The sequence below is a fragment of the Flavobacterium undicola genome, from assembly GCF_009909155.2.
Classification (GTDB): Bacteria; Bacteroidota; Bacteroidia; order Flavobacteriales; family Flavobacteriaceae; genus Flavobacterium; species Flavobacterium undicola.
This window is the reverse complement of record NZ_JAAAPM020000027.1, coordinates 1-21,965: the sequence shown is the minus strand read 5'-3', so window position 1 is coordinate 21,965 and position 21,965 is coordinate 1. Positions and strand designations below refer to the sequence as shown.

Here is a 21,965-nt window from a genome sequence, read left to right as displayed (position 1 = left end):
ATTATGCGATACAATCGACAAATTATACTTCCTGAAGTTGGCGAAAAAGGTCAAGAAAAACTAAGCCATGCTAAGGTATTGATTATTGGTGCCGGTGGTTTGGGTGCGGCCATTTTGCCGTATTTGGCAGCAGCCGGAATTGGAGAAATAGGAATTATTGACGATGATTCCATTGAAATCAGCAATCTACAACGCCAGGTAATCTATAAAAGTGATGCTATAGGGAAATCCAAAGCATTAGAAGCTAAAGAAATGGCTTTGTCTTTGAATCCTTCCATACAAGTTAATGCCATTACGGATACTTTGAATGCTAAAAATGCCATTCCTTTATTTGAATATTATGACGTTATGGTCGATGCGACTGATAATTTACATACCAAATATTTGATTAACGATGCCTGTGTTGTAACCAATAAACCTTTTGTTTATGGTTCTATTTATAAATTTCAAGGTCAGGTTTCGGTGTTTAATTACCAAAACGGACCTACGTACCGTTGCCTTTTTCCGGACGAATCTTCAAACAGTAAAAATTGTGTTGATTCAGGAGTAATGGGAATTTCTGTAGGAATTATCGGGATGTTTCAAGCCAATGAAGTTTTGAAAATGGTTTTAGAAATTGGTAATGTTCTTTCGGGAGAATTGTTGATTTACAATATGCTCAATAACGACCAGCAAAAATTTGATTTGGTTCGAACCAATGCGATTGCATTAAATCGATTGGATTTCGAAAAAAAATACAATGTAGTCGAAAATACAGTTTTAGAAATAACAGCTAATGAAGCTTTGGAACAAATGGAAAATCCTGATGTTCTATTTCTGGATGTTAGAAATGAAGAGGAATTACCTAAAATAAGTTTGCCAAATACAATCCAAATTCCACTTTCTGAGTTAGAAGAAAATTTAGATCAGTTGGATTCGAATAAAACGATATTAGTGTATTGCCAATCGGGTATCAGAAGTAAAAAAGCAGCGGAAATACTAAAAAAACATCAATTTTTAAAAGTACAAAGTATTGCAGGCGGTGCTTTAAAACTGCAAGGAATTATAGCTACTAATGCTGTTTCTGTTTCTTAAAAAATAAAAATCATGAGCAAAAAAGTTTTTATAGAAGGAGCAATTTCTCCTGAATTCATAGCCGAATCGATAGCTAAACACCAAGGGAAGCATACGATTGGGGCACACAATATTTTTTTAGGTCAGGTTCGTGCCGATGTTCATGACGAAAATGTGGTAAAAGCAATAGAATATACCGCTTATGAAGAAATGGCAAACGAAGCTTTAACAGCAGTTAGAGAGAAGGCTTTCGCCGAATTTGATTTGGTTTGCATGCACATCTACCACAGTTTAGGCGTGGTTAAAGCAGGCGAAATTTGTTTGTTTGTCTTTGTTTCAGCGGGACATAGAACGCAGGTTTATGAAGCTACAGAAGCTATTGTGAATTGGATTAAGACCGATGTGCCTATCTTTGGTAAAGAAATATTTGAAAATGAAGATTTCATTTGGAAGCAAAATAAATAATAATGGTTGATATTACCCATAAAATAAGTACGTTACGTTCGGCAACAGCCATGGCAACTGTAAAAGTAAGTTTGCCGGAAACGATTGAAGCTATTGAGAAAAATTTGGTTCCCAAAGGCAATGTGCTTGAAATGGCTAAAACAGCGGGTTTATTTGCTGTAAAAAACACGCATTTATCCATTCCTGATTGTCATCCATTGCCGATTGAATATACGGCTGTGGCTTATGAAATTAAGGATTTAACGATTGATATTCTTTTTACGGTAAAAACCGTTTATAAAACTGGAGTAGAGGTGGAAGCCATGCACGGCGCGTCTATTGTGGCGTTGACGATGTATGATATGTTGAAACCCATTGACAAAAACATCGAAATTTCGACTATTAAATTAGTGGAGAAAAAAGGCGGAAAATCGTCTTATAAAAATAGATTCCGTGATGTTTTAAAAGCGGCTGTTTTTGTTTGTTCCGATTCTATTTATGCGGGAGATAAAGAAGATAGTTCAGGAAAAGTTATAGTTGAAAAATTAGAATCTTACGGTGTAGAAACTACTCATTACGAAATTATTCCTGATGAAGTTGATTTTATCCAAGACAGAACTAAAAAATACGTTCAGGACAACCAATTGGTTATTTTTACTGGAGGAACAGGGCTTTCGCCAAGAGATGTTACTCCTGAAGCATTAGAACCATTATTGGAAAATAGAATTCCAGGAATTGAAGAAGCCATTCGTAATTATGGACAAGACCGAATGCCGTATGCGATGCTTTCACGTTCTGTGGCTGGAACTATTGGTAATAGCTTAGTTTTGGCTTTGCCAGGTTCTGTTAATGGAGCAAGAGAATCTATGGATGCTGTTTTTCCGCATGTTTTGCATGTTTTTCACATCCTAAAAGGGAGTAATCATGATACCAAATAACACCATATTGACGGATGATTTTGGTCGTAAACACAACTATTTACGTATTTCTTTAATAGAGAAATGCAATTTGCGTTGTACGTATTGCATGCCGGCAGAGGGAATTGCATTGACTCCTAAAAAAGAGTTGATGACCGCTGACGAGGTTTTTGCTATTGCCCAAACATTTGTAAATAATGGAGTTAACAAAATAAGATTAACAGGAGGAGAGCCGCTATTGCGAAAAGATTTTCCTGAAATTATAGAAAAACTATCTCAATTAGAAACCGAAATTTCGATAACTACAAACGGAATTTTAATTGACAGACATATCGATGTTTTAAAGCAATTTAAAGTCAAAAAAATCAATTTGAGTTTGGATACTTTAGTTGCTTCTAAATTCAATACCATTACACTTCGCAATCAGTTTGAAAAGGTAATTGATAATTTACATTTGCTGCTTAATAATGATTTTAAGGTCAAAGTAAATGTGGTTTTGATTAAAGGTTTTAATGATAACGAAATCATTGATTTTATTAATCTAACAGAATCTCTACCTATTTCGATTCGTTTTATCGAATTCATGCCTTTTGCCGGAAACCAGTGGGACAGGAGCAAAATGGTTTCTCAAGCGGAGATTTTGGACCAACTTTCTTCTCATTTTTCAGAATCTAATTTGGAGAAACTAGAAGATGAAAAAAACTTAACAGCCAGAGAATTCAAGATAAAAAACTATTTGGGAAGCTTTGGAATCATTAGTTCAATTACGAATCCGTTTTGTGATGGCTGCAATAGAATTCGCCTTACTGCAAATGGAAAAATCAAGAATTGCTTGTTTTCCAATTCAGAAACCGATTTATTGACTCCTTACAGAAACGGAGAAGCTGTTGAAAGTATTATTGCCTCAGCGATTAAAAATAAAAAGAAAGTAAGAGCAGGAATGACAACTATTGAAGATGTTGATAATCCTCTTTTAAATCAAGACAATCGTTCTATGATTGCGATTGGGGGATAGGTTTATTTTTTTAAATATTCTTTAGCAGTAAATACAGGAAGAACTGATTTTTTAAAATCTTTTTTATTACGGGTTAAAATCAAATCCAACTCATTTTCTAGCGCTGTATGATATTGAATAGCATCTTCAAAATCTTTGAAATCAGATACTAATGCAAGTTCTAAAATCTTGTCATCCATTGGCAAGACTTCAACTAGTACTTTGAATTTAATTAAAATTCTCCTCGCTTCATCTAATTTTAGATTTCTTGATAATATATAATGAACGTTTGCAATACTTAAGGATGAAACATAGAGTTTTACATTGTTATAATCTGATAATGTAAATAACTCTTGTGCTTCCTGATAAAACTCTTCCCGTTTAGAAAGTAAATCTAAAACGATATTGGTGTCAACAAGTATTTTATCCATTAAGAGTATTTTTTAGATAAGTAATCGGTATATTCTTTTTTGTAATCTGTATCTTCAAGAGAAATAACTCCCGTAAGACTTTCAACAAGAGGACTTATTTTTGTTTTTTTAGACTCTTTTGCAGTTATGGATAGCAGATAATTTTCAATAAGCTTTGAAAGACTAACACTATTGTTTTTAGCATAAGACTTGGCTTCTTCAATTATATTTTGGTCGATATTTAAAGTTAATTTCGTATTCATAACAAATAGTTTACGTGTAAAATTATAAAATAATCACGTAATATAAAAGCGTTTGATACTTTTTAACAAAGTTTACAATCTTAATTTATAAAAAACTCAATTTCAATTTGTTGTAAATACAAAAAGCACAGTATTACACTGTGCTTTTTGCGTTTTTAGATGTTGTTTATAGATTCGGCCGTTTTAAAAAACGGTCGAGTTTATAATGACATCTATTTTTCAAAGTCTACTTTAACTTTGTAATTATTAGATTTTAAAATGGTTTCAATAGATCCAAATGAAGCTATTGTTTTTTGATATTCTTTCTCTTTTTTCAATGCAATTTGTTTCAATGCATTTTGAAAACGACTTACTTCTTTAAGCGTGGTCAAAATTAAACCTGGAACCGAAACGTTTTGTCCTAATTTATCTTTCGCAACCATCGTAAAATAAGAGGAATTACAATGTTTAATCACTCCTGTTTGAATGTTTTCGGCTTCTACGCGAATACCCACAACCATAGAGCTATTTCCAACGTAATTTACGCTGGCTTTCATCGTAACTAATTCACCAACTTCAATAGGTTTCAAAAAGTTTACAGTGTCGACCGAAGCTGTTACACAATAGTTTCCTGAAAATTTAGAACCACAAGCAAAGGCAATTTGGTCCATTAGGGATAAAATATAACCACCATGAATTTTTCCACTGAAATTAGTGTGCGAAGGCAACATTAATTCCGAGATTGTTATTTTTGAAGAATCGACGGTTTTATATTCGGTATTCATAGCTGTAGTTTTATTGATAATTAGGGTTTTAAATGTCTTGTTTTTCAGCCGTCAAAAGTACAAAATTAGATTTTGGCGATTCGCATAAAGAACAGCAATAATCAACGGGTAAATCATTAAACAAAACTCCTTTTTCTATTCCTTGGACAGCATCACCGTATTCAGAATTATAAATAGTAAGACATTCAGAACATTGGTAAACATCATGTTCTTGTTTTTCTTTCTTTGTAGTGGTAGCATCATTATTTTCAACTGCAGTATTGCTCCCTAATTCGTTAAAGTATTTTTTACTTAATTCGATTAAAATACTTGGCAATTCCAGTTTGTCAATATCTTGAGTATGAATGATGTATTCACGGGTGTTGGGGTCAAAATGCCTGGCATACAAAACGTTGTAAGTATCTCTAATTTTGATGGATTCCAAGTCTTTTGGTAATTTATTTTTTTCGATGACAATCGAAGTAAAATAATGTCCCTCACGATTGTAATCGGAAATTCCAAAAGTAAGTCCGTAGGTACTAATATCAAATTGATCTAAGGTTCTAACCAAAAATGTTTTAAGGTTCAAAGACCAATCGGTTGCTACAGGCAAATGCCAGTTTAATTCTAAAAGCGAATGACGCACATTAATTCCTTTTTTCCCAAGGAATTTTTCCCAGTCTAATTTTCGGTCTTTCGGAATTCCTTTTATGATGAAGGATTTCCAAGGCGTGATGCTTATTTTTCCAATTTTGCAATCAAAACACAAATCGCACATTTCTTTTAGAAACTCTAAATCGTAAAGATTATTTCTCCAATACAAGCCAAGCCAATATTGGTCAATTCCTAAACGATTCATTCCTTCGTAATATGGAAAAGGATAAAACGGAACATTCAGGGCTTTGTCCATCGTTCGGTTGTTAGTGTCCAAATTTTCGCTGACAAGATTAAAAATCATGTCTATTCCAATTGATTCTTCGCTAACAATACGTTCGATTTCGTAATAAATTTTGGAAATATCCCAGCTGTAAATTAATACAGGATATACTTCCATACGTTGCCAATTTGGTAAACGAATGTATAAGTACCAATAATCTTCATGCTCAGAAGCAATAAAATTGATGTGTCCTGTAAATAAAGGAACCAATTGCTGTTTTGGGTCGGTAATATTGACTTTTAAAACAGGTTGCTCTTTAAATTGCTCTAAAATATACAAGAATTTATTACCTGTAAGCCAAGATGTATTTCTGAAAATATCGGTTGAAACATAAGAAGAAACAATATTATTTCCGCTTTGTTCATTAGGATAAACGATGTGTAGTTTGCCACTATTCTCCGTTTCTGAATATTTAAATCCATTTGGAAAAATAATATCTTGTCTGGAACCAAAGGAAATGTCTTTTAGTCCTTGTGCTAAACTCATGTTAACAATACTGCGTAATTCGCCTGGCGAAATAACGCCTCCTTTTACTATTAATCGTGTTAATTCCATGTTCTTAAAGTTTATGGTTTGTAGTTTGATGTTTATAGTTTTTGAACAATTGACTATAAACGAACAACAACAAACTTATTTGCATTTAGCTAAAATCTCTTTCACTTCGGTTTTACAACTTCCGCAGCCTAACCCAGCTCCGGTAGATTTACATAATTCAGTGAAATTAGTTGTTCCTGCTTTGACTGCTTCTTCGATATTTCCGCTTCCTACCTGGCTACAAGAGCAAACTAATTTACCTACAACTGGTTTGGCAGCAGCACCGCTTCCTCTTAAAAGTTGATTGCGTTTGTCTGATAATTCGATTTTGCTTTCAATCATGGTTTTGAATTCGGCAAATTCATTTTTATCTCCCATCAAAATAGCGCCTACTAACAAATCGTCTTTAACGATACATTTTTTGTAATAGCGTTTTTTCAAATCGGCAAAGACAATTTCTTCATAACTGTCGTCGTTTTCAGGAATTTCAACTTCGCCAATACTACAAAGATTAATATCTTCTAGTTTTAGGATGTTCATCAATACGGATCCTTTGTAAAAACTACTAATGTCTCCAGCAAAATAGTTGGCTAAAACATCGGCTTGTTCTTCAGCAGCAGAGGTAATTCCGAATAATTTTCCGTTGAATTCCGCAATTTCGCCAATGGCAAAAACATCAGGATTTGAAGATTGTAAATATTGATTTACTTTCACTCCGCGACCACAAGCAACTCCAGATTCTTTGGCAATTTCTATATTTGGTACTGTTCCAATGGCGTAAACAACGGCGTTTGCAGTTAGTATTCTACCACTTTTTAGTGCAATTTCCAGTTCATTGTCATTATCAGATTCGAAAACAGTACTTACTTCATTATCAAAATAAATTTGAATATCACGAAGCTGTACTTCTTCGGCTAATAATTTACAAGAAATACGATCTAATTGGCGTTCCATTAATCGGGAAGCCCTTTGTATGATAGTAATTTTTACTTTTTTATGCTTTAAGGCTGCTGCCAATTCGAGACCTAATAAGCCACCACCTACAATTACCACATGTTGGTCTTCGGGAGCTAAATTAGTATTGTCTAAATAGTTTTTTAATTTATCAGCATCTTCTTTTCTACGCATAGTAAAACGTCCGGGAAGATGCAATTGTGCATTTTCAGGAATAAAAGGACGGCTTCCAGTAGCAAGAATCAAGCGGTCAAAAGTATGTGTGTCGCCACGACTATCTTTGATAGTTTTATTGGTAGTATCTATGTTTTCAATACCTACCGATGATTTTAAAGTGATATTCAGTTTGCTTAAACCGTCCTTATCTCTTATTTTTAATAAATTCTCCCATGATAATTCATTGGTAACATATTCAGGTAAAAGAACGCGATTGTAAAATGGATTGGGTTCATTAGAGAAAACAATAATTTCATCTGTTGCATTAAGTTCTCTATAATTTTGTATGAATCTAAAAGAAGCCGCTCCAGCACCTACAATGGCTATTTTTTCGAATGGCTTTTCGTATTTTTTTACAGCAACAGCAGTATATTTAAAATCAGGTTCTTTCGAAACAGGGTCAACAAGTGTATTGGTTAGATTGTTAGTTCTGTTTAAGTCGTTATCTAATTGTTTCCCCCAATGCATTGGTAGAAAAACAACACCTTCTTTTATAGAGTCAGTCACAGTAGCTTTGACACGAACTTCACCATTTTTACTATTAACAACAACAATATCACCATTTTCTATTCCTGATTTAAAGGCATCAATAGGATTGATTTCTAAAAATGGATTAGGTATGTGTGATAGTAATCGGGATACTTTTCCAGTTTTAGTCATCGTATGCCATTGATCTCTAATTCGACCAGTGGTAAGGATAAATGGGTATTTATCGCTAGGTTGTTCCGAAGTATTTTCGATCGAAGTTGGCAGATTGAAAATTGCTTTTTGGGAAGGCGTATAAAATTTTTTATCGGCAAAAAGACGTGGTGTCCCAGGATGTCCATAATCTGGTACAGGCCATTGAAAAGTACCTTCGTGTTTTAATCGGTTGTAATTAAGATAAGAAATATCAATGTTGGTGTTTTTTGTCATTTGACAATATTCCTTATAGACTTCTTCGGCAGTATTGAAATTAAAGCCACTGAATCCCATTTTTTTTGCAAATCGAGTTAGGATTTCAACGTCAGGTAGCGCTTCACCAGGAGCATTAATTCCTTTAGGTAAATAGGAAATTCGTCTTTCCGAATTGGTCATCGTACCTTCTTTTTCTAACCATGCCGCTGCTGGAAGCAGTAAGTCGGCAAATTTAGCAGTATCGGATTTATGTGATATTTCTTGAACGACTACAAATTTGGCATTTTGCAAGGCTTTTTCCACTCTTCTGGAATCGGGTAAGCTTACCATTGGATTGGTACAGATAATCCAAATCGCTTTCATTTTTCCGGATTCTAAGGCGTCAAACATTTCTGTAGCGGTCAAACCTGGTTTTTCAGAAATACCGTCTACTCCCCAAAAATCGGCTACTTCCTGACGGTGTTCAGGATTCGCTAATTCTCTGTGGACAGCTAGTAAATTAGCCATTCCACCTACTTCTCTTCCGCCCATGGCGTTAGGTTGTCCTGTTAGAGAAAAAGGTCCTGAACCTGGTTTTCCTACATGCCCGGTTAATAATGAGATATTAAGCAAGGCTGTATTTTTATCCACACCAACAGCACTTTGATTCAATCCCATAGCCCAAAGTGAAAGAAATCCTTCGGCTTTACCAATTAAATCAGCTGCCAAATCAATTTCTTTGATGGAGATTCCGCAGAGTTGAGATGCTCTTTCTAATGAAGTAGATAGTACTAAATCCTTGTAAGCCTCGAAGTTTTCAGTATGTTTTTTTACAAAATTAGTATCGGCATAGCCTTTTTCGATAATTCTTTTGGCCAGAGCATGGTATAATATAATATCACTTCCAGGCAGAATTTGTAAATGCAAATCGGCAGTTAAGGCAGTATCTGTTTTTCTAGGATCAATTACAATTACTTTTACTTTTGGATTTTTTTCACGGTGTTGTTCTAAACGTCTGAATAGAATAGGGTGGCACCAAGCTGGATTTGCTCCTGTGATTAAGAAAGTATCTGCTAATTCAATGTCGTCATAAGCTATCGGAACTGAATCTTCTCCGAAAGTTTTCTTGTAGCCAGCTACAGCTGAACTCATGCAAAGACGCGAATTAGTATCGATATTATTTGTTTTTAGAAAACCTTTTACCAGTTTGTTTACCAAATAATATTCCTCAGTAAGACATTGTCCAGAGATATAAAAGCCCACACTATCAGGGCCATGTTTTTTTATTATTGAAGAAAATACAGCTGCAGCACGATCTAAACCATCGTCCCAGCTTACACGTTCCATAGGGTGCGATTTACTCCAACGCATTTCAGGATAAAGAATTCTGTCAGAAATGTCGTTAGCTACATAATGTAGATTCATTCCTTTAGAACAGAGCATTCCTCTGTTTACAGGATGATCAATATCTCCTTTTACAGTAACTCCATTACTAGAATCTTTGCTTACAATGATTCCGCATCCTACTCCACAATATGAACACGTAGTTTTGATTTCTGAATTTTGCATTATCCTCTGTATTTTTTAATTGCGAAATCTTTTTTCAAACTGTTTAACAAAAGTTTTAAAATGTAAAAATACGTATTAATTAAGTAAAAATACGTATTTTTTTTAATTTATTTTTCAAGTTTGACAAATAGATAAAAGAAGTCTAAAATAATGCTTTTTATTTTTTTTTTGGCTCAAAAAACAATTATTAATTCAAAAAAATAACATTTAGCTCAGTGTTAATTTTTGATTTTATTGAAGAAAATAGTAATGGAGTAGAAGTTAAGATCGTTGCAGAATTTAAATAAATTCCTTAATAATACTTCTTATGTAATTTCTTATTGTTACTGTTTCTCATCCCTTTGAGACAAAGCAATACAACACTGTTTTGTAATCTATGCAGTAGATTATACCATTCTATATACTATTAATTAGGATTGAAAGAGATGTCTCTATTTTTTAGGACGGAGCTATTTAATTACCTAAAAGAAGTTTTGATTTTTTTATTGGATAAATAAAAGACAGTAAATTTTAAGCCTAAACAAAAAATGAGTTTTTAAGTTTCCTGTGTTTCTACTTATACATTAATATAGTATAGTATCTGAATTATTTTTTTCGGTACTATTTACTGGAATTATTCTCTTTTGTATTTCTTTTTTTTAAGAATAAGTATGCTTTTTATGCTTTGAAAAAGGCAACTTAGTTTTTTAAACTACGTATTTAAGTCTAGTTAACCCCAGTGTTTACGGGTTTTTTTTATTGTTTGCTGCGTTTTAGCAAGGTTTAATGTGATTTTTATGATTTGATTAGTTGTGTTAAAAAGCTGTTTTGGACTGGTTTTTAGATGGTTTTTACGTATTAGTACTTACGTAAATTTGCTTCATACAAAACTTAATAATAAATAATTATGGAATTGATCAAAGCAAAAGCACTTTTTTTTCAAGGAATCCAAAAAGTGAATGTTACAAAGGTAAACTTTTCAAAATCTATCTTTTTAGGTATTGCTCTTACAGTATTTGGTTATAATGAGTCTCAGGCTCAATTAACTGCAACTGGACAATTAAGAGAAAGAACTGAGGTAAGAGATGGGCAAGGTACATTGTCTAAAGATGGTCAAAAAGCAGGACTATTTAATTCTCAAAGAACAAGATTAAATATTGGTTATGCAGGTTATAGATTTAAAACTTTTGTATCCTTACAAGATGTTCGTGTATTTGGACAAGATGCTTCTTCTATTAATCAAGTTACTGTAGATGCTAATGACGGTATCATGTTAAATGAAGCTTGGTTAGATTTATCTCTTAAAGATACTATCAATAAAGCACAAAATATTTCGTTAAAAATTGGTCGTCAGGAAATTGCTTATGATGATCAAAAAGTTTTAGGAGGATTAGATTGGTTACAACAAGGAAGAAGACATGATGCGATTGTCTTCAAATATTCTAACAAAGGATGGATTTTTGATGCAGGTTTAGCTTTTAACCAAAATAAAATGCAAAACGTAGGAACAGTTTACAATGGTTCAAATACTGCGGGTACAGCTCCAGCCACAACTACAACTTACGCTGCAGGAACCAACGGAATTGGAACTATGTATAAGTCTTTTCAATATGCTTATTTAGGTAAAAAATTCTTCTTTGGAGATGTTTCTTTCTTATTTTTCAAAGACGATTTCAACCAATATAGTACTATAGCCGGGGTTAAAACTTATGGAGAAGGCGTTTGGAGTAGAAATACTACAGGACTTTACTTTAACGTAATGCCTACCAGAAAAATTAACTTAACAGGTAGTGCTTATTATCAAGGAGGTCATGATAAAGACGCAAATTCAATAAGTTCTAAAATGGCTTCTATAACAGCAACTTATCAAGCTGGTAGAAAATTATTTATAGGACCTGGAATTGACTTTTTATCAGGAAATAATGGTACTAAAGCAGCGACACAAAACAATCGTTTTGATCCATTATACGGAACACCACATAAATTCTGGGGATATATGGATTACTTCTATGCAGCTAATGGATTTGGAAATCAAGGTTTGTTAAACTATTTCTTTAAAGCAAAATACAATGCTAAAGATAATTTGACTTTCTTATTAGATGTTCACGGATTTGAAGCTGGAAATAAATTATCTGATGGTGCTGGAGGAACTTTAAGCAAGTATTTAGGAACAGAATTTGACCTAACAGTTAAATACAATGTAACTAAGATTATTAATGTTGAAGCAGGATATTGTATAATGAAAGCGACAAATTCTATGGCTTCTGCAGCAGTTAAAAATGTAACTACTCCTAATTTATCTCCTCAATTTGCTTATCTAATGTTGAACATTAAGCCAGACTTTTTAGCTAAAAAATAAAACAAACAAGGTTAAACAATTAAAATAATCAAGATGAAAAAATCAACTCAAAAAATAGCAAAGCTCTTTTCAAAAATGATGCTGGCAGCTACAGTAACAGTGTGTTCTCTTACTGCAATGAAAACAAATGCACAGTCAGGTGAACCAATAAAATTAGGGTTTATTCCTCTAACAGATTGTTCACCAATTGTAATGGCTAAAGAATTAGGCTTATTCAAAAAATACGGAGTGAATGTAGAAGTAACTAAAGAGTCTTCATGGGCTAATGTTAGAGATAAAATTTTAACAGGCGAATTAGATGGAGCACACTGTTTGTATACAATGCCTTTCTCAGTTTATACAGGAGTAGGTGGTAAGGCAGGTTCTGAAATGAAAATTGCCATGATGTTGAATGTAAATGGTCAGGCAATTACATTATCAAATGACTTTTGTGGAAAAGTAGGTTTCAAACAAATGAATAAAGTAACTCCAGTAGTTGCTGCTAAATTGAAAGCAGAGAAAGAAGTAACTTTTGCAATGACTTTTCCTGGAGGAACGCATGATTTATGGTTGAGAAACTGGATGTCTATTGCAGGTTTAAATCAAAAAGCGGTTAAAATTATCACTATTCCGCCTCCACAAATGGTAGCAAACATGAAAGTAGGTAATATGGATGGATACTGTGTAGGAGAACCTTGGGGTGGTGTTGCAGTTAAGCAAGGAGTTGGATTTACTCAAATAGCTTCACAAGATATTTGGAAAGATCATCCTGAAAAAGCATTGGTAGTAAACAAAGATTTTAGTGTAAAAAGAAGAGAAGATCTTAAAAAAGTGATGAAAGCGGTTTTAGAAGCTTGTATGTGGCTAGATGTACCTGCAAATCGTAAAAAAGCAGCAGCAATTATTGGTAGAGCTCCTTATGTTAATGCTCCTGCAGATGTAATTGAAGGACGTTTAATGGGAGATTATAACCTAGGATGTAATCAAGGTGTTGAAGTGTATGATAAAGATTATATGTTGTTCTACAAAGGTGGTGCTGTAAACTTCCCTCGTAAATCGCATGCTATCTGGGCAATGGCACAGTATGTAAGATTCGGATATTTAAAAGAAGCTCCAAACTATAATGCAATTGCTGATAAATTGATTTTAGATGATTTGTATAAAGAAGTAGCTGCAAGTATGAAAGTGAAGGTTCCAAATGACGATATGAAACCATTCTCACTTACAATGGACAAAACAGTTTTTGATCCTTCAAATCCAGCAGCTTACCTTAAAGTAGTAAGAAAATAATAAAATAAAGCAGTAAATAATCCCTCTCGAAAGGGAGGGATATTTAAAAAAGTTTTGCCAGAATAAACAAAAACAATTGAAACAAAACATTACAAGAAAGTTAAACTAAAACAGATTGAATCATGTCAGAAAGAGAAACATTAACAATAGATACTCTTGAGGAGGTAAAAATAGCTTCAGTAGCAACTTCTCAAAGTGAAGAAACCAAAAACGAAAAATTAATTGTATTTGGTGAAATGCTTTTAGCAAAATCAAAATCATTGCTTTTAGCAGCATTAGGATTGGTTATTTTTGGAGGCCTGTGGGAATTATTGAGTAGCATTACTAAAGATGCTTTACCAGGTCCAATTGCGACATTAACGGTTTTATATGATATGATTAGTGATCCTTTTTACGATTACGGCCCTAACGACAAGGGAATCGGATTACAATTATTCAACTCTATAAAAACCGTATTATTAGGTTTCTTTTTAGGCTCATTAGTAGCTATTCCTGTAGGGATATTAATGGGAGCAAGTACTATTTGCAAACAAATTTTTTATCCTATCGTACAACTTTTAAAACCGGTTTCGCCATTAGCTTGGTTCCCAATTGGTTTAGTAGTGTTCAAAGACACAGGTTTAGCAACGATTTTTATTGTGTTTATAACGTCATTATGGTCAACATTAATTAATACTTCTTTTGGTATTGCATCTTTACCTCAAGATCATAAAAATGTAGCCAAAGCATTTGGATTTTCTAAAATGAGATATTTAACTAAAATTTTAATTCCATTTAGTTTACCTCATATCATTACAGGTTTACGCTTAAGTATTAGTGTGGCTTGGTTGGTAATTGTAGCAGGCGAAATGTTGTCTGGAGGAGCTGGAATTGGATTTTTTGTTTGGGACAGCTGGAATGCCTTAAGTCTTGAAAAAGTAATATCAGCCATTATTATCATTGGTGTAGTAGGATTACTTTTTGATAAATTATTTACTTACATAGAAAACAAAGTGGCTTACAAAGCGTAAAACAAAGAAACTAAGGTGCTGAGTCGCTAAGACTCTAAGTTTTAAAAAACGTGCAGCCTGAAATCTAAAATCAATAGTCTAATATCTAAAATTGAATATCATGAGTTATTTAGAAATCAAAGATTTGGAAATTTCATTTCCAACACCAAAAGGAAAATATATAGCCGTAAGAGATATTAATTTATCAATCCAAAAGGGCGAAATCATATCTATAATCGGACATTCAGGTTGTGGAAAATCAACTATCTTAAATGCTATTGCTGGAATGTTAACACCTTCAGCAGGTTCAGTAGTATTAAACAATCAAAGCATCAAAGGACCGGGTCCTGACAGAGGAATTGTTTTTCAAAACTATTCTCTTTTACCTTGGTTAACCGTATATCAAAACATATTTCAAGTAGTAGATTCAGTAATGGAAGGTACTGCTACAGAAAAGCATGAAATTGTAGAGAAAAACCTTAAAATGGTTAATTTATTCGAACATAAAGACAAATTACCAGGACAGCTTTCAGGAGGAATGAAACAAAGAGTGGCTATCGCTCGCGCCTTTGCCATCAATCCGGGAGTTTTATTAATGGATGAGCCTTTTGGAGCATTGGATGCTTTGACTAAAGGATCTATGCAATTAGAAGTATTAAAATTGTGGAATTTAGATAATCGTGAAAAAACCATCGTAATGATTACTCACGATATCGAAGAAGCTTTATTCTTGTCAGATAGAATTATTGTTTTAAATAATGGTCCATCTTCAACTATCAGAGAAATTGTCGAAGTGCATTTGCCAAGACCAAGAAATAAAATAGAAATTGTAAAAATGCCTGAATATATTGACCTTAGAGATAAATTGTTGCATTTGTTAACAGATAAATTCTCTATCGAAGATATGGGAATGGTCTATAAAGGATAATACAAATCAAGGGCTGAAAAATTAAGTTTGGCATTATAGACTTAATTTTTCCCCCTTGATTTCTATAAATCAGTTTTTAGAAACACAAAATAGTGTTTCTGTTAAAAGGAAATTATAAAAAATGGGAATCAATTTTAAAATGAACAAAGCTCAACTCTACGGAGCAGCTGGTGCAGCAATTGTTTTCTGTATTGATCTTTCCCTTCCACTTGGTGTAGTTATTGGCGTTTTGTACATGTTTAATTTTTTATTAATCAGTAGGGAAACAAAAAAGACCATTGTCACTTTTGCCATTGTTGTTTCTTTTTTAATTTTTTTAAAACTAGCCATTTTTTACACGAGTCAAACTAGTTGGATGGTAATTGCTAATCGCTGCATATCAATAGCTGCAGTAATTGTAAATGCCTGGTTGGTTATACAACGAAGAAATCTTTACGAAAAAAATAAACAAAGAAAGAGAAGAGCAGGGGAGAAAATCCTTTATGAAAAAAATCAACTTAAAACTTTTATCGAATATACACCTGTAGCTATTGCTATGCTGGACATGGATATGAGGTATATTTCAGTCAGCAAGGTTTGGAAAACAACCTATAAATTGGAAGAAGAGCATGTCATTGGAAGAAGTCATAATGAATTATTTCCTGAAATTACAGCTGGCTATTGGAAGGCGCATTATCAGCGATGTCTTGCGGGAGAAATAGTTAGGAATGATGAAGATTCCTTTATCCGTTCAGATGGAAGTGTTGAATGGTTGAAATGGGAAATCCGACCCTGGTATGAAGATCAGGAAAAAATTGGCGGTCTGGTTATGTTTACGGAGATAATCACTGAACAAAAAGAAGTTAAGGAGGAATTGATTCGTGCGGAACAATCCGCTATTGCAAAAGCTAATTTTCTTTCGACTATGAGTCATGAAATCCGGACTCCCATGAATGCAGTACTTGGCTTTACTACGATATTGCTTCAAAATGCAAGGGAAGACCAGATTGAACATTTAAAATTGATTAAGTATTCAGGAGATAATCTATTGGTATTAATAAATGATATTTTAGATTTCAGCAAGATTGAAGCTGGCAAAATCGATTTTGAAAAAGTAGATTTTAATATAAAAGAATTGATATACAATATTCAGGGAGCACTACTTGAAAAAGCCAGAAACAAAGGGATTTTGTTAAAAGTACGTTTAGATGATAAGCTTCCGGAAATGGTCATGGGGGATTCAGTTCGGTTAGGGCAAATTTTAACTAACCTTGCCAGCAATGCAGTTAAATTTACCGAGACTGGTAAAGTTATTATTAGTGCTTCAGTTGTTTCTCAAAGTAAAGAATCAAATAGTATGAATATTGTCTTTGAAGTGAATGATACCGGTATTGGTATCCCTAAAGATAAACAGGAATTTATTTTTGAATCATTCACTCAGGCAAGTTCTGAGACTAGCCGAAAATATGGAGGCACAGGATTAGGACTGGCAATATCTAAACGGTTAATAGAGCTTCAGGGAAGTAGTATTCAACTGGATAGTGAGCTCGGAAAAGGAAGTAGCTTTTCTTTCCATTTAAATATGGGTATCAGCGCCACTTATCTAGTTACTCCTACCTATGTTGAAGCGAATGAATCTAATCAGCTAATTGTTCAAAAAACGCTGAAAGGATTGCGTATACTGATAGTTGATGATAATAAGATTAATGTGTTATTGGTCAAACAGTTTTTCAAATTATGGAATATTGAAAGCGATAAGGCCGAAAATGGATTAATTGCCGTAGAAAAAGTCAAGCAAAAAGATTACGATTTAGTTCTGATGGATTTGCAGATGCCTGTAATGGATGGTTATGATGCCACGCGGGCAATCAGAAAACTAAAAGGGAATAAATACCAGGCACTTCCCATTATTGCCCTTACAGCTTCGGCGGTAGGTGATGTGAAAGCTGATGTGTTAAAATCAGGAATGAATGATTATATCAGTAAACCATTCAATCCGGAGACTCTTTTTAATAAAATTGATTTTTATACGAAGTCGTCTTATCCATATAATACCAATAAAGGTTTGAAAAAAACGGGATAAAAAATATTTTCAAAATGCTCTATCGAGGATTTTGGAATGGAATACAAAAGTTAGTTTAATTTGTTTTGTTTGTTTTTAAATCCCTATCGTAGTCGTGCGATAGGGATTTTTCAGTACTTTTTAAATATTTAATTTCCAATTTATAACTTAAAATTAAATCTATATGAGCAATACAATTTTTGACTTTGTTGGCGGAAAAACAGGAGAATGGGAAGTAATAAAAATGACCACCTTAAAAGGAGATGCTCTGGCAGAGATAAGTCATATTGATAAAACTTCAAGTTCACTGATTAAGGGTAATGAAGGCATTTGGACTTTAAAAGGTATTGTCAGTAACCTTAGATATACGGAGAAAGCCGAAAAAGAAAAACTAATTGCTATTCAGGAAGATTTAGGACGACAATCGGCAACTCATGCGGCATTTATTCCCTTGCGAAAATCGGCTGAATGGTGGAATCTCGCTCAGGATGAAAGAAGAAAAATCATGGAAGAGAGTTCTAAGCATACACAAACAGGACTAAAATATTTACCAGCCATAGCCCGAAAATTATTTCACAGCAGGGATATTGGTGAAGCTTTTGATTTTTTAACCTGGTTCGAATACGCTCCGGCAGACGAATACGCTTTCGAAGAGTTATTGTATTCTTTACGAAAAACAGAAGAATGGAATTATGTAGATAGGGAAGTAGATATTCGATTGTTGAGAGTTTAAAAGCTGTCTGTTTCTAATTGACTACTTAGGTGATTTTAAAAATGCTATTAATGGCTGGTGCTTTTATTTAATTTTAAAATTTCTGAGCATAATACCCCAATTGAGCTTATAAATATTCCAATAAATATTAGCGCAGGAATGACAAATTCAATAATTAAATCTCCAGTAAAAATAAGATATAATCCTCCAAAGGCAAAATATAAACTAACACCTAATAGTAACAATATAGAAATCAATATTAACTTTCTGTTATTTGATGTTTTTGGATATATTGTTAAAAGTAAAAAACTTAAAATTGCATAAATCGGAATTAAATAATAAAATATAGAAAGTTTAACTCTGTGACCACTTGCAAACAAAAGCATTAAATTAAATAGAATAGCAAAAATTAAGAAGCTACTGTAAACTTTCAAACTTATTCTATATTTTTTTGTCATGGTTTTATTTTTACGATATTGGCTGTCACTTGTCGGTAACGTTCCGAGGCTACAAGCCATTTGCAACTTATGAAAACGAGTGTTTTTGGTTAAACGAAAAGAGGATTAAAAAAATGTAATTCGACTAATCACTCGTTAGTTCAAAAACAGATATGCTGTATGTTCGGCTTTCTTTTTTGTTAGGCGAGTTTAATAAAGTTGTCTTCCAATTTTACGTTAAAGTTTATCTCGGCTTTTAATGCTTTAAACACTTTCAAAATAGTATCAATTGTTGCACTGTTAGCACTACTTTCAAGTTTGGAAATTTGTGCTTTCTGTACGCCAACAAGTTTACCAAGTTCTTCTTGTGTCAAATTGCGTTCTTGTCTTGCTGCTTTAATCATTTTTCCCAAAACATCCATGCGAAGTTCATATTCGTATTCGTCACGGTCAGTGGTTCCAACTTTGCCGATATACTTATCCTTCATTTCAGCAAGCGAATAAGTCTTGATTTCTTTAGTTGCCATAGGATTATTTTTTTTGTCTGCTATTGAAATAATTGTCTTTTAGTCTAACTGCTCGGTCGATTTCGTTTTTTTGCACTTTGTCAACCTTCTTTATAAAACCGTGTGTCGCAATTACCAAAGTTTCTTTGTTATCTGTTTTGTCCCAAAATGCAAGAAGCCTAATTTGAAGTCCTGCGTATTTTGTACGAAACTCCCAAATATCATTTTGCAGTTTCTTTAAAAGTTTTGGATCATTCGTTTGTTCAGCAAGATCAATATTGTAAAAGATTTTTTTGATAGTTTTAGGGTCAAGTTCTGAAATGAACTTGTCAGCTTCTTCTAAAAATCGTGTTTCAAAATATTTCATTCAATACTCTCTTATTAAACGTTACAAAGGTAAATAAAGTTTCTATAATTAGAAACTAAAGTTCGAGTTGTTTTTAGTTAGTTTGGTTTTTTAAGCTGGGACATAACCTTTTTTGGCTTGGCGATGTGGCGGATTTCATAGAAGCACTTCAGCCACCATATTAGCAAATCGATATTATAGGCTGTGTATTTTTAATCCCGATACCTGCCTGTCGGCAGACAGGGCTATCGGGATTGAAATTATTATTTTTCACAAAGTTCTTTCAACTTATCGAGTGCTTTTGGGAAGTTCTGGTTCATATAATCTAAAAAATCTTCAGAGGTGTCTAAGTCAACCGTAACGGTTGTAGTTTCATTGTTTTCTTCGAAGGTATAGTTTTCAAATCCGTTTGCCCATTTTTCCACTTCTGATCCTTCTGTGATTTCCTTATCAGCTTTAAGAAGACCATAATGTTGAATCGAAACAAATTGGTTGGGAATGTTTTCAGCTATGCTGGAAACCATACCTCCCTTTTCTCCTTTCTCATCCACTCCAATAAATAGAATTTTACTTCCCTTATCCCAATTTCCTTCGTATGTAGATGTTGGGTTAAACAAAGAAGTCCATTGCTCATAAGTTGATTTGCTGTTGATGCCAAGCATAAAATCATAAATCTTGGTCACAGCTGCATTGATACTTACTTTGAATTGTAACTTTTTCATACTATTACTATTTGTTTAAATTAATCTTTTGAGTTGTTATTTTTCGTCATACTTAGCAGTCAATTAACGTTTAGGGTTTTGCGAAGATGGCGGATAGAAAGCACTTCATTTTCGCCTGACGCAAAAGTTAATTAAATGTAGAAAATTTCGAGAACCACGTCACCCGCCATTTTTGCAAAGGTTGTGTTATAAGCCGTTTTTCTTTGTTCTATCTATTCTCAATGTCACTATGAAACTGTTAGCGTTTGAAGAAACTTGCTTTACTTCCAAAAATCCATTCCAGTTTTCCTTTTCCGGTGAAGTGAACTGCCAGCTGCTGTTTGTTGGGAGAATATTCTTCTCTTTCTTCCAATCCACCTTTTGCATAATCATCTTTTCCATCACTTTTTCAATCTCTTCAGCAGTTGTAGTTGCAGTCAATTCATATTGTACTTTCCATTTGTCTTTATTGCCTTCTGTATTTAAAAGTTTTGCAGAAGATATAGAAGGATGAGGTTCATCATTTCCCTCAAATATTTTTTTTAAATGCTTGTCTGCCAAAGAAGCCCGAGCATAATTATCTTCTGGTTTCCAATCGTATTCCAGATTCATTGCAACAGTTTGAGCTTGGGGTTTTCCTTTTAGTTTTTCAACAATATGCAATGCACCATCTATTCCAGAAGAGAGACCGGCAGTTGTAATAAACTTTCCATTATCTACAAATCGTTGATCCGAAACCACCTTTATTTTAGGAAAATTTTTTTCAAGTTCTGGAATAGCATTATAATAAGTAGTAGCCGTTAATCCATCTAACAATCCCGTTTTTGCTAAAATAAGGGCTCCATTACAAACAGACATAACTACATCTGATTTTTCAGAATATTGTTTGATCCATTTTATAGCTTCAGCAGATTGTCTTGTTTTTGAAATATTTCCACCTGGTATAATAAAAATGCCCGCTTCTGGGCAATTCGTAAACGTAAAATCAGAATTGACTTTCAATCCCATATTTGTCTTAACTGAAAGATTAGCAGAAACAGTTATGACTTCATATCCGGCTTGACCTAGAACCTCAAAAGGTCCTGTAAAATCAATTATTTGAACTCCTTCAAACAACAAAATAGCGACTTTTCCAGTTTTCTTTTCTTTTAGGGTTTCTGTCTGTTTTACTATTGCCATATTACATTTAGGACATATACCAGGCTTATCAAAAACTAGTTTATCACAATCAAGACCACAAGGAGAACACACATATATTTCATTAGGAGTTTGGGCGAAGGTCAAAGACGAAAAAGAAACTAAAAGCCAAAAAGTAAACTTGTGTATTTTAGTGTTAGGAAGTATTTTACGCATCATAAAATTAAAAAATTGTTTTAGTATTATTATTGTCTAAAAAATTAAATTCTGTTTAACCGTCAGTTAGGATATGTCGCAATTTTAAAAAGGCTAGAGACGTGTGTTATGGGCTGGTTGTTTTGTCGAAATTACAATTAAACCGTAAAGTTTTTACGCTTCTGTTGGCAAAATCCAACTTTCAACCTTCTCTTTTGTATATTTTCTGCGGAAATAAATGTTTATTTTCTGATTGTTTTTATCTGCGTAATTTCGGTATAACTAGTCCATAACTCAAATCTAATATATGTCGTTATTTTTTACAATATATTTTTTGAGTTATACACTTAATATCTGTTTTATGTTTTTTTGATAAATCGGTTTTGCATTCACCATTCTTTCTATGGATTTATGAAAAATACTTGTTTTAAATTGAGAACGGTTTATCCTAAAACA

General features: G+C 33.3%; 20 protein-coding genes and 1 pseudogene. 10 read left to right on the top strand and 11 right to left on the bottom strand.

The genetic code is table 11. The features are described from left to right. The first annotated feature begins 3 nt into the window (after positions 1-3). Genes GTZ96_RS14390 through moaA form a run of 4 tightly spaced genes read left to right on the top strand, consistent with a single transcriptional unit; the run spans position 4 to position 3,429 of the window. Positions 4-1,074, top strand: coding sequence for a HesA/MoeB/ThiF family protein (locus GTZ96_RS14390; protein ID WP_161644611.1), 1,071 nt, complete (start codon positions 4-6; stop codon positions 1,072-1,074). Between the two features lie 12 nt (positions 1,075-1,086). Next, positions 1,087-1,518, top strand: coding sequence for a molybdenum cofactor biosynthesis protein MoaE (locus GTZ96_RS14385; protein ID WP_161644610.1), 432 nt, complete (start codon positions 1,087-1,089; stop codon positions 1,516-1,518). 2 nt (positions 1,519-1,520) lie between these two features. Beyond that, a complete protein-coding gene (moaCB, locus tag GTZ96_RS14380) occupies positions 1,521-2,435 on the top strand; it encodes a bifunctional molybdenum cofactor biosynthesis protein MoaC/MoaB (protein ID WP_161644609.1) in 915 nt (304 codons plus the stop codon). Then, entirely contained in the window at positions 2,422-3,429 is a 1,008-nt protein-coding gene (gene moaA / locus GTZ96_RS14375; RefSeq protein WP_161644608.1) for a GTP 3',8-cyclase MoaA, read from the top strand. The genes moaCB and moaA overlap by 14 nt, the downstream gene beginning before the upstream one ends. Positions 3,430-3,431: 2 nt before the next feature. On the opposite strand, the gene GTZ96_RS14370 is transcribed toward moaA, so the two are convergent. The 5 genes from GTZ96_RS14370 to GTZ96_RS14350 form a co-directional block, all read right to left on the bottom strand. Beyond that, on the bottom strand, positions 3,432-3,839 hold the full coding sequence (locus tag GTZ96_RS14370; RefSeq protein ID WP_161644607.1) for a type II toxin-antitoxin system VapC family toxin: 408 nt from the start codon (positions 3,837-3,839) through the stop codon (positions 3,432-3,434). Next, complete coding sequence (locus tag GTZ96_RS14365; RefSeq protein ID WP_161644606.1) at positions 3,839-4,081, bottom strand: DUF6364 family protein; 243 nt, start codon at positions 4,079-4,081, stop codon at positions 3,839-3,841. Before GTZ96_RS14365 ends, GTZ96_RS14370 begins: the two co-directional genes overlap by 1 nt. 212 nt (positions 4,082-4,293) lie before the next feature. Next, entirely contained in the window at positions 4,294-4,845 is a 552-nt protein-coding gene (locus GTZ96_RS14360; protein ID WP_161644605.1) for an acyl-CoA thioesterase, read from the bottom strand. Between the two features lie 28 nt (positions 4,846-4,873). Beyond that, positions 4,874-6,316 (bottom strand): rubredoxin, encoded by a 1,443-nt coding sequence (locus tag GTZ96_RS14355; protein WP_161644604.1) that lies wholly within the window; start codon positions 6,314-6,316, stop codon positions 4,874-4,876. Positions 6,317-6,391: 75 nt separating this feature from the next. Further along, positions 6,392-9,910 carry a nitrate reductase gene (locus GTZ96_RS14350; RefSeq protein WP_161644603.1) on the bottom strand — a complete coding sequence of 1,173 codons (3,519 nt, stop codon included), beginning with the start codon at positions 9,908-9,910 and terminating at the stop codon, positions 6,392-6,394. An 886-nt stretch (positions 9,911-10,796) separates the two neighbouring features. On the opposite strand from GTZ96_RS14350, the gene GTZ96_RS14345 reads away from it, so the two are divergent. The 6 genes from GTZ96_RS14345 (at position 10,797) to GTZ96_RS14320 (ending at position 18,208) form a co-directional block, all read left to right on the top strand. Next, positions 10,797-12,248, top strand: coding sequence for an alginate export family protein (locus GTZ96_RS14345; protein WP_161644602.1), 1,452 nt, complete (start codon positions 10,797-10,799; stop codon positions 12,246-12,248). Between the two features lie 33 nt (positions 12,249-12,281). Continuing rightward, positions 12,282-13,517 carry a CmpA/NrtA family ABC transporter substrate-binding protein gene (locus GTZ96_RS14340; protein WP_235972995.1) on the top strand — a complete coding sequence of 412 codons (1,236 nt, stop codon included), beginning with the start codon at positions 12,282-12,284 and terminating at the stop codon, positions 13,515-13,517. A gap of 122 nt (positions 13,518-13,639) precedes the next feature. Beyond that, on the top strand, positions 13,640-14,527 hold the full coding sequence (ntrB, locus tag GTZ96_RS14335; RefSeq protein WP_161644601.1) for a nitrate ABC transporter permease: 888 nt from the start codon (positions 13,640-13,642) through the stop codon (positions 14,525-14,527). 100 nt (positions 14,528-14,627) lie between these two features. Next, positions 14,628-15,434, top strand: coding sequence for an ABC transporter ATP-binding protein (locus GTZ96_RS14330; protein WP_161644600.1), 807 nt, complete (start codon positions 14,628-14,630; stop codon positions 15,432-15,434). 121 nt (positions 15,435-15,555) lie between these two features. Further along, positions 15,556-17,496, top strand: coding sequence for a PAS domain-containing hybrid sensor histidine kinase/response regulator (locus tag GTZ96_RS14325; RefSeq protein WP_161644599.1), 1,941 nt, complete (start codon positions 15,556-15,558; stop codon positions 17,494-17,496). 163 nt (positions 17,497-17,659) lie between these two features. Next, positions 17,660-18,208: a chlorite dismutase family protein gene (locus GTZ96_RS14320; protein WP_161644598.1), complete on the top strand. Its 549-nt coding sequence runs from the start codon at positions 17,660-17,662 to the stop codon at positions 18,206-18,208. A 47-nt stretch (positions 18,209-18,255) separates the two neighbouring features. Here the strand turns inward: GTZ96_RS14320 and GTZ96_RS14315 are convergent, their stop codons facing one another. The 6 genes and pseudogenes from GTZ96_RS14315 to GTZ96_RS14290 all read right to left on the bottom strand — a co-directional run. Beyond that, positions 18,256-18,705, bottom strand: coding sequence for a hypothetical protein (locus GTZ96_RS14315; protein WP_181033203.1), 450 nt, complete (start codon positions 18,703-18,705; stop codon positions 18,256-18,258). 119 nt (positions 18,706-18,824) lie between these two features. Beyond that, the gene (locus GTZ96_RS14310) at positions 18,825-19,151 is read right to left on the bottom strand and encodes a helix-turn-helix domain-containing protein (RefSeq protein WP_161644596.1); all 327 of its coding nucleotides are present in this window, start codon (positions 19,149-19,151) and stop codon (positions 18,825-18,827) included. A gap of 4 nt (positions 19,152-19,155) precedes the next feature. Next, positions 19,156-19,497, bottom strand: a complete 342-nt coding sequence (locus tag GTZ96_RS14305; RefSeq protein ID WP_161644595.1) for a type II toxin-antitoxin system RelE/ParE family toxin — start codon at positions 19,495-19,497, stop codon at positions 19,156-19,158. A 242-nt stretch (positions 19,498-19,739) separates the two neighbouring features. Continuing rightward, positions 19,740-20,198 carry an SRPBCC domain-containing protein gene (locus GTZ96_RS14300; protein WP_161644594.1) on the bottom strand — a complete coding sequence of 153 codons (459 nt, stop codon included), beginning with the start codon at positions 20,196-20,198 and terminating at the stop codon, positions 19,740-19,742. Positions 20,199-20,384: 186 nt separating this feature from the next. Beyond that, positions 20,385-21,533, bottom strand: a complete 1,149-nt coding sequence (locus GTZ96_RS14295) for a DJ-1/PfpI family protein (RefSeq protein ID WP_161644593.1) — start codon at positions 21,531-21,533, stop codon at positions 20,385-20,387. Between the two features lie 315 nt (positions 21,534-21,848). Further along, positions 21,849-21,965: pseudogene (locus GTZ96_RS14290) on the bottom strand (IS1595 family transposase); the annotation flags it as partial.

Excerpts from the sequence above, each read along its gene's own strand:
- GTZ96_RS14340 (WP_235972995.1), top strand. The coding sequence starts at position 12,282 with ATGAAAAAATCAACTCAAAAAATAGCAAAGCTCTTTTCAAAAATGATG.
- GTZ96_RS14360 (WP_161644605.1), bottom strand. The coding sequence starts at position 4,845 with ATGAATACCGAATATAAAACCGTCGATTCTTCAAAAATAACAATCTCG.
- moaCB (WP_161644609.1), top strand. The coding sequence starts at position 1,521 with ATGGTTGATATTACCCATAAAATAAGTACGTTACGTTCGGCAACAGCC.
- GTZ96_RS14355 (WP_161644604.1), bottom strand. The coding sequence starts at position 6,316 with ATGGAATTAACACGATTAATAGTAAAAGGAGGCGTTATTTCGCCAGGC.
- GTZ96_RS14350 (WP_161644603.1), bottom strand. The coding sequence starts at position 9,910 with ATGCAAAATTCAGAAATCAAAACTACGTGTTCATATTGTGGAGTAGGA.
- GTZ96_RS14310 (WP_161644596.1), bottom strand. The coding sequence starts at position 19,151 with ATGGCAACTAAAGAAATCAAGACTTATTCGCTTGCTGAAATGAAGGAT.
- moaA (WP_161644608.1), top strand. The coding sequence starts at position 2,422 with ATGATACCAAATAACACCATATTGACGGATGATTTTGGTCGTAAACAC.
- GTZ96_RS14385 (WP_161644610.1), top strand. The coding sequence starts at position 1,087 with ATGAGCAAAAAAGTTTTTATAGAAGGAGCAATTTCTCCTGAATTCATA.
- GTZ96_RS14390 (WP_161644611.1), top strand. The coding sequence starts at position 4 with ATGCGATACAATCGACAAATTATACTTCCTGAAGTTGGCGAAAAAGGT.
- GTZ96_RS14370 (WP_161644607.1), bottom strand. The coding sequence starts at position 3,839 with ATGGATAAAATACTTGTTGACACCAATATCGTTTTAGATTTACTTTCT.
- GTZ96_RS14300 (WP_161644594.1), bottom strand. The coding sequence starts at position 20,198 with ATGAAAAAGTTACAATTCAAAGTAAGTATCAATGCAGCTGTGACCAAG.
- GTZ96_RS14305 (WP_161644595.1), bottom strand. The coding sequence starts at position 19,497 with ATGAAATATTTTGAAACACGATTTTTAGAAGAAGCTGACAAGTTCATT.
- GTZ96_RS14320 (WP_161644598.1), top strand. The coding sequence starts at position 17,660 with ATGAGCAATACAATTTTTGACTTTGTTGGCGGAAAAACAGGAGAATGG.
- GTZ96_RS14295 (WP_161644593.1), bottom strand. The coding sequence starts at position 21,533 with ATGATGCGTAAAATACTTCCTAACACTAAAATACACAAGTTTACTTTT.
- GTZ96_RS14325 (WP_161644599.1), top strand. The coding sequence starts at position 15,556 with ATGGGAATCAATTTTAAAATGAACAAAGCTCAACTCTACGGAGCAGCT.
- GTZ96_RS14330 (WP_161644600.1), top strand. The coding sequence starts at position 14,628 with ATGAGTTATTTAGAAATCAAAGATTTGGAAATTTCATTTCCAACACCA.
- GTZ96_RS14315 (WP_181033203.1), bottom strand. The coding sequence starts at position 18,705 with ATGGCTTGTAGCCTCGGAACGTTACCGACAAGTGACAGCCAATATCGT.
- GTZ96_RS14365 (WP_161644606.1), bottom strand. The coding sequence starts at position 4,081 with ATGAATACGAAATTAACTTTAAATATCGACCAAAATATAATTGAAGAA.
- ntrB (WP_161644601.1), top strand. The coding sequence starts at position 13,640 with ATGTCAGAAAGAGAAACATTAACAATAGATACTCTTGAGGAGGTAAAA.
- GTZ96_RS14345 (WP_161644602.1), top strand. The coding sequence starts at position 10,797 with ATGGAATTGATCAAAGCAAAAGCACTTTTTTTTCAAGGAATCCAAAAA.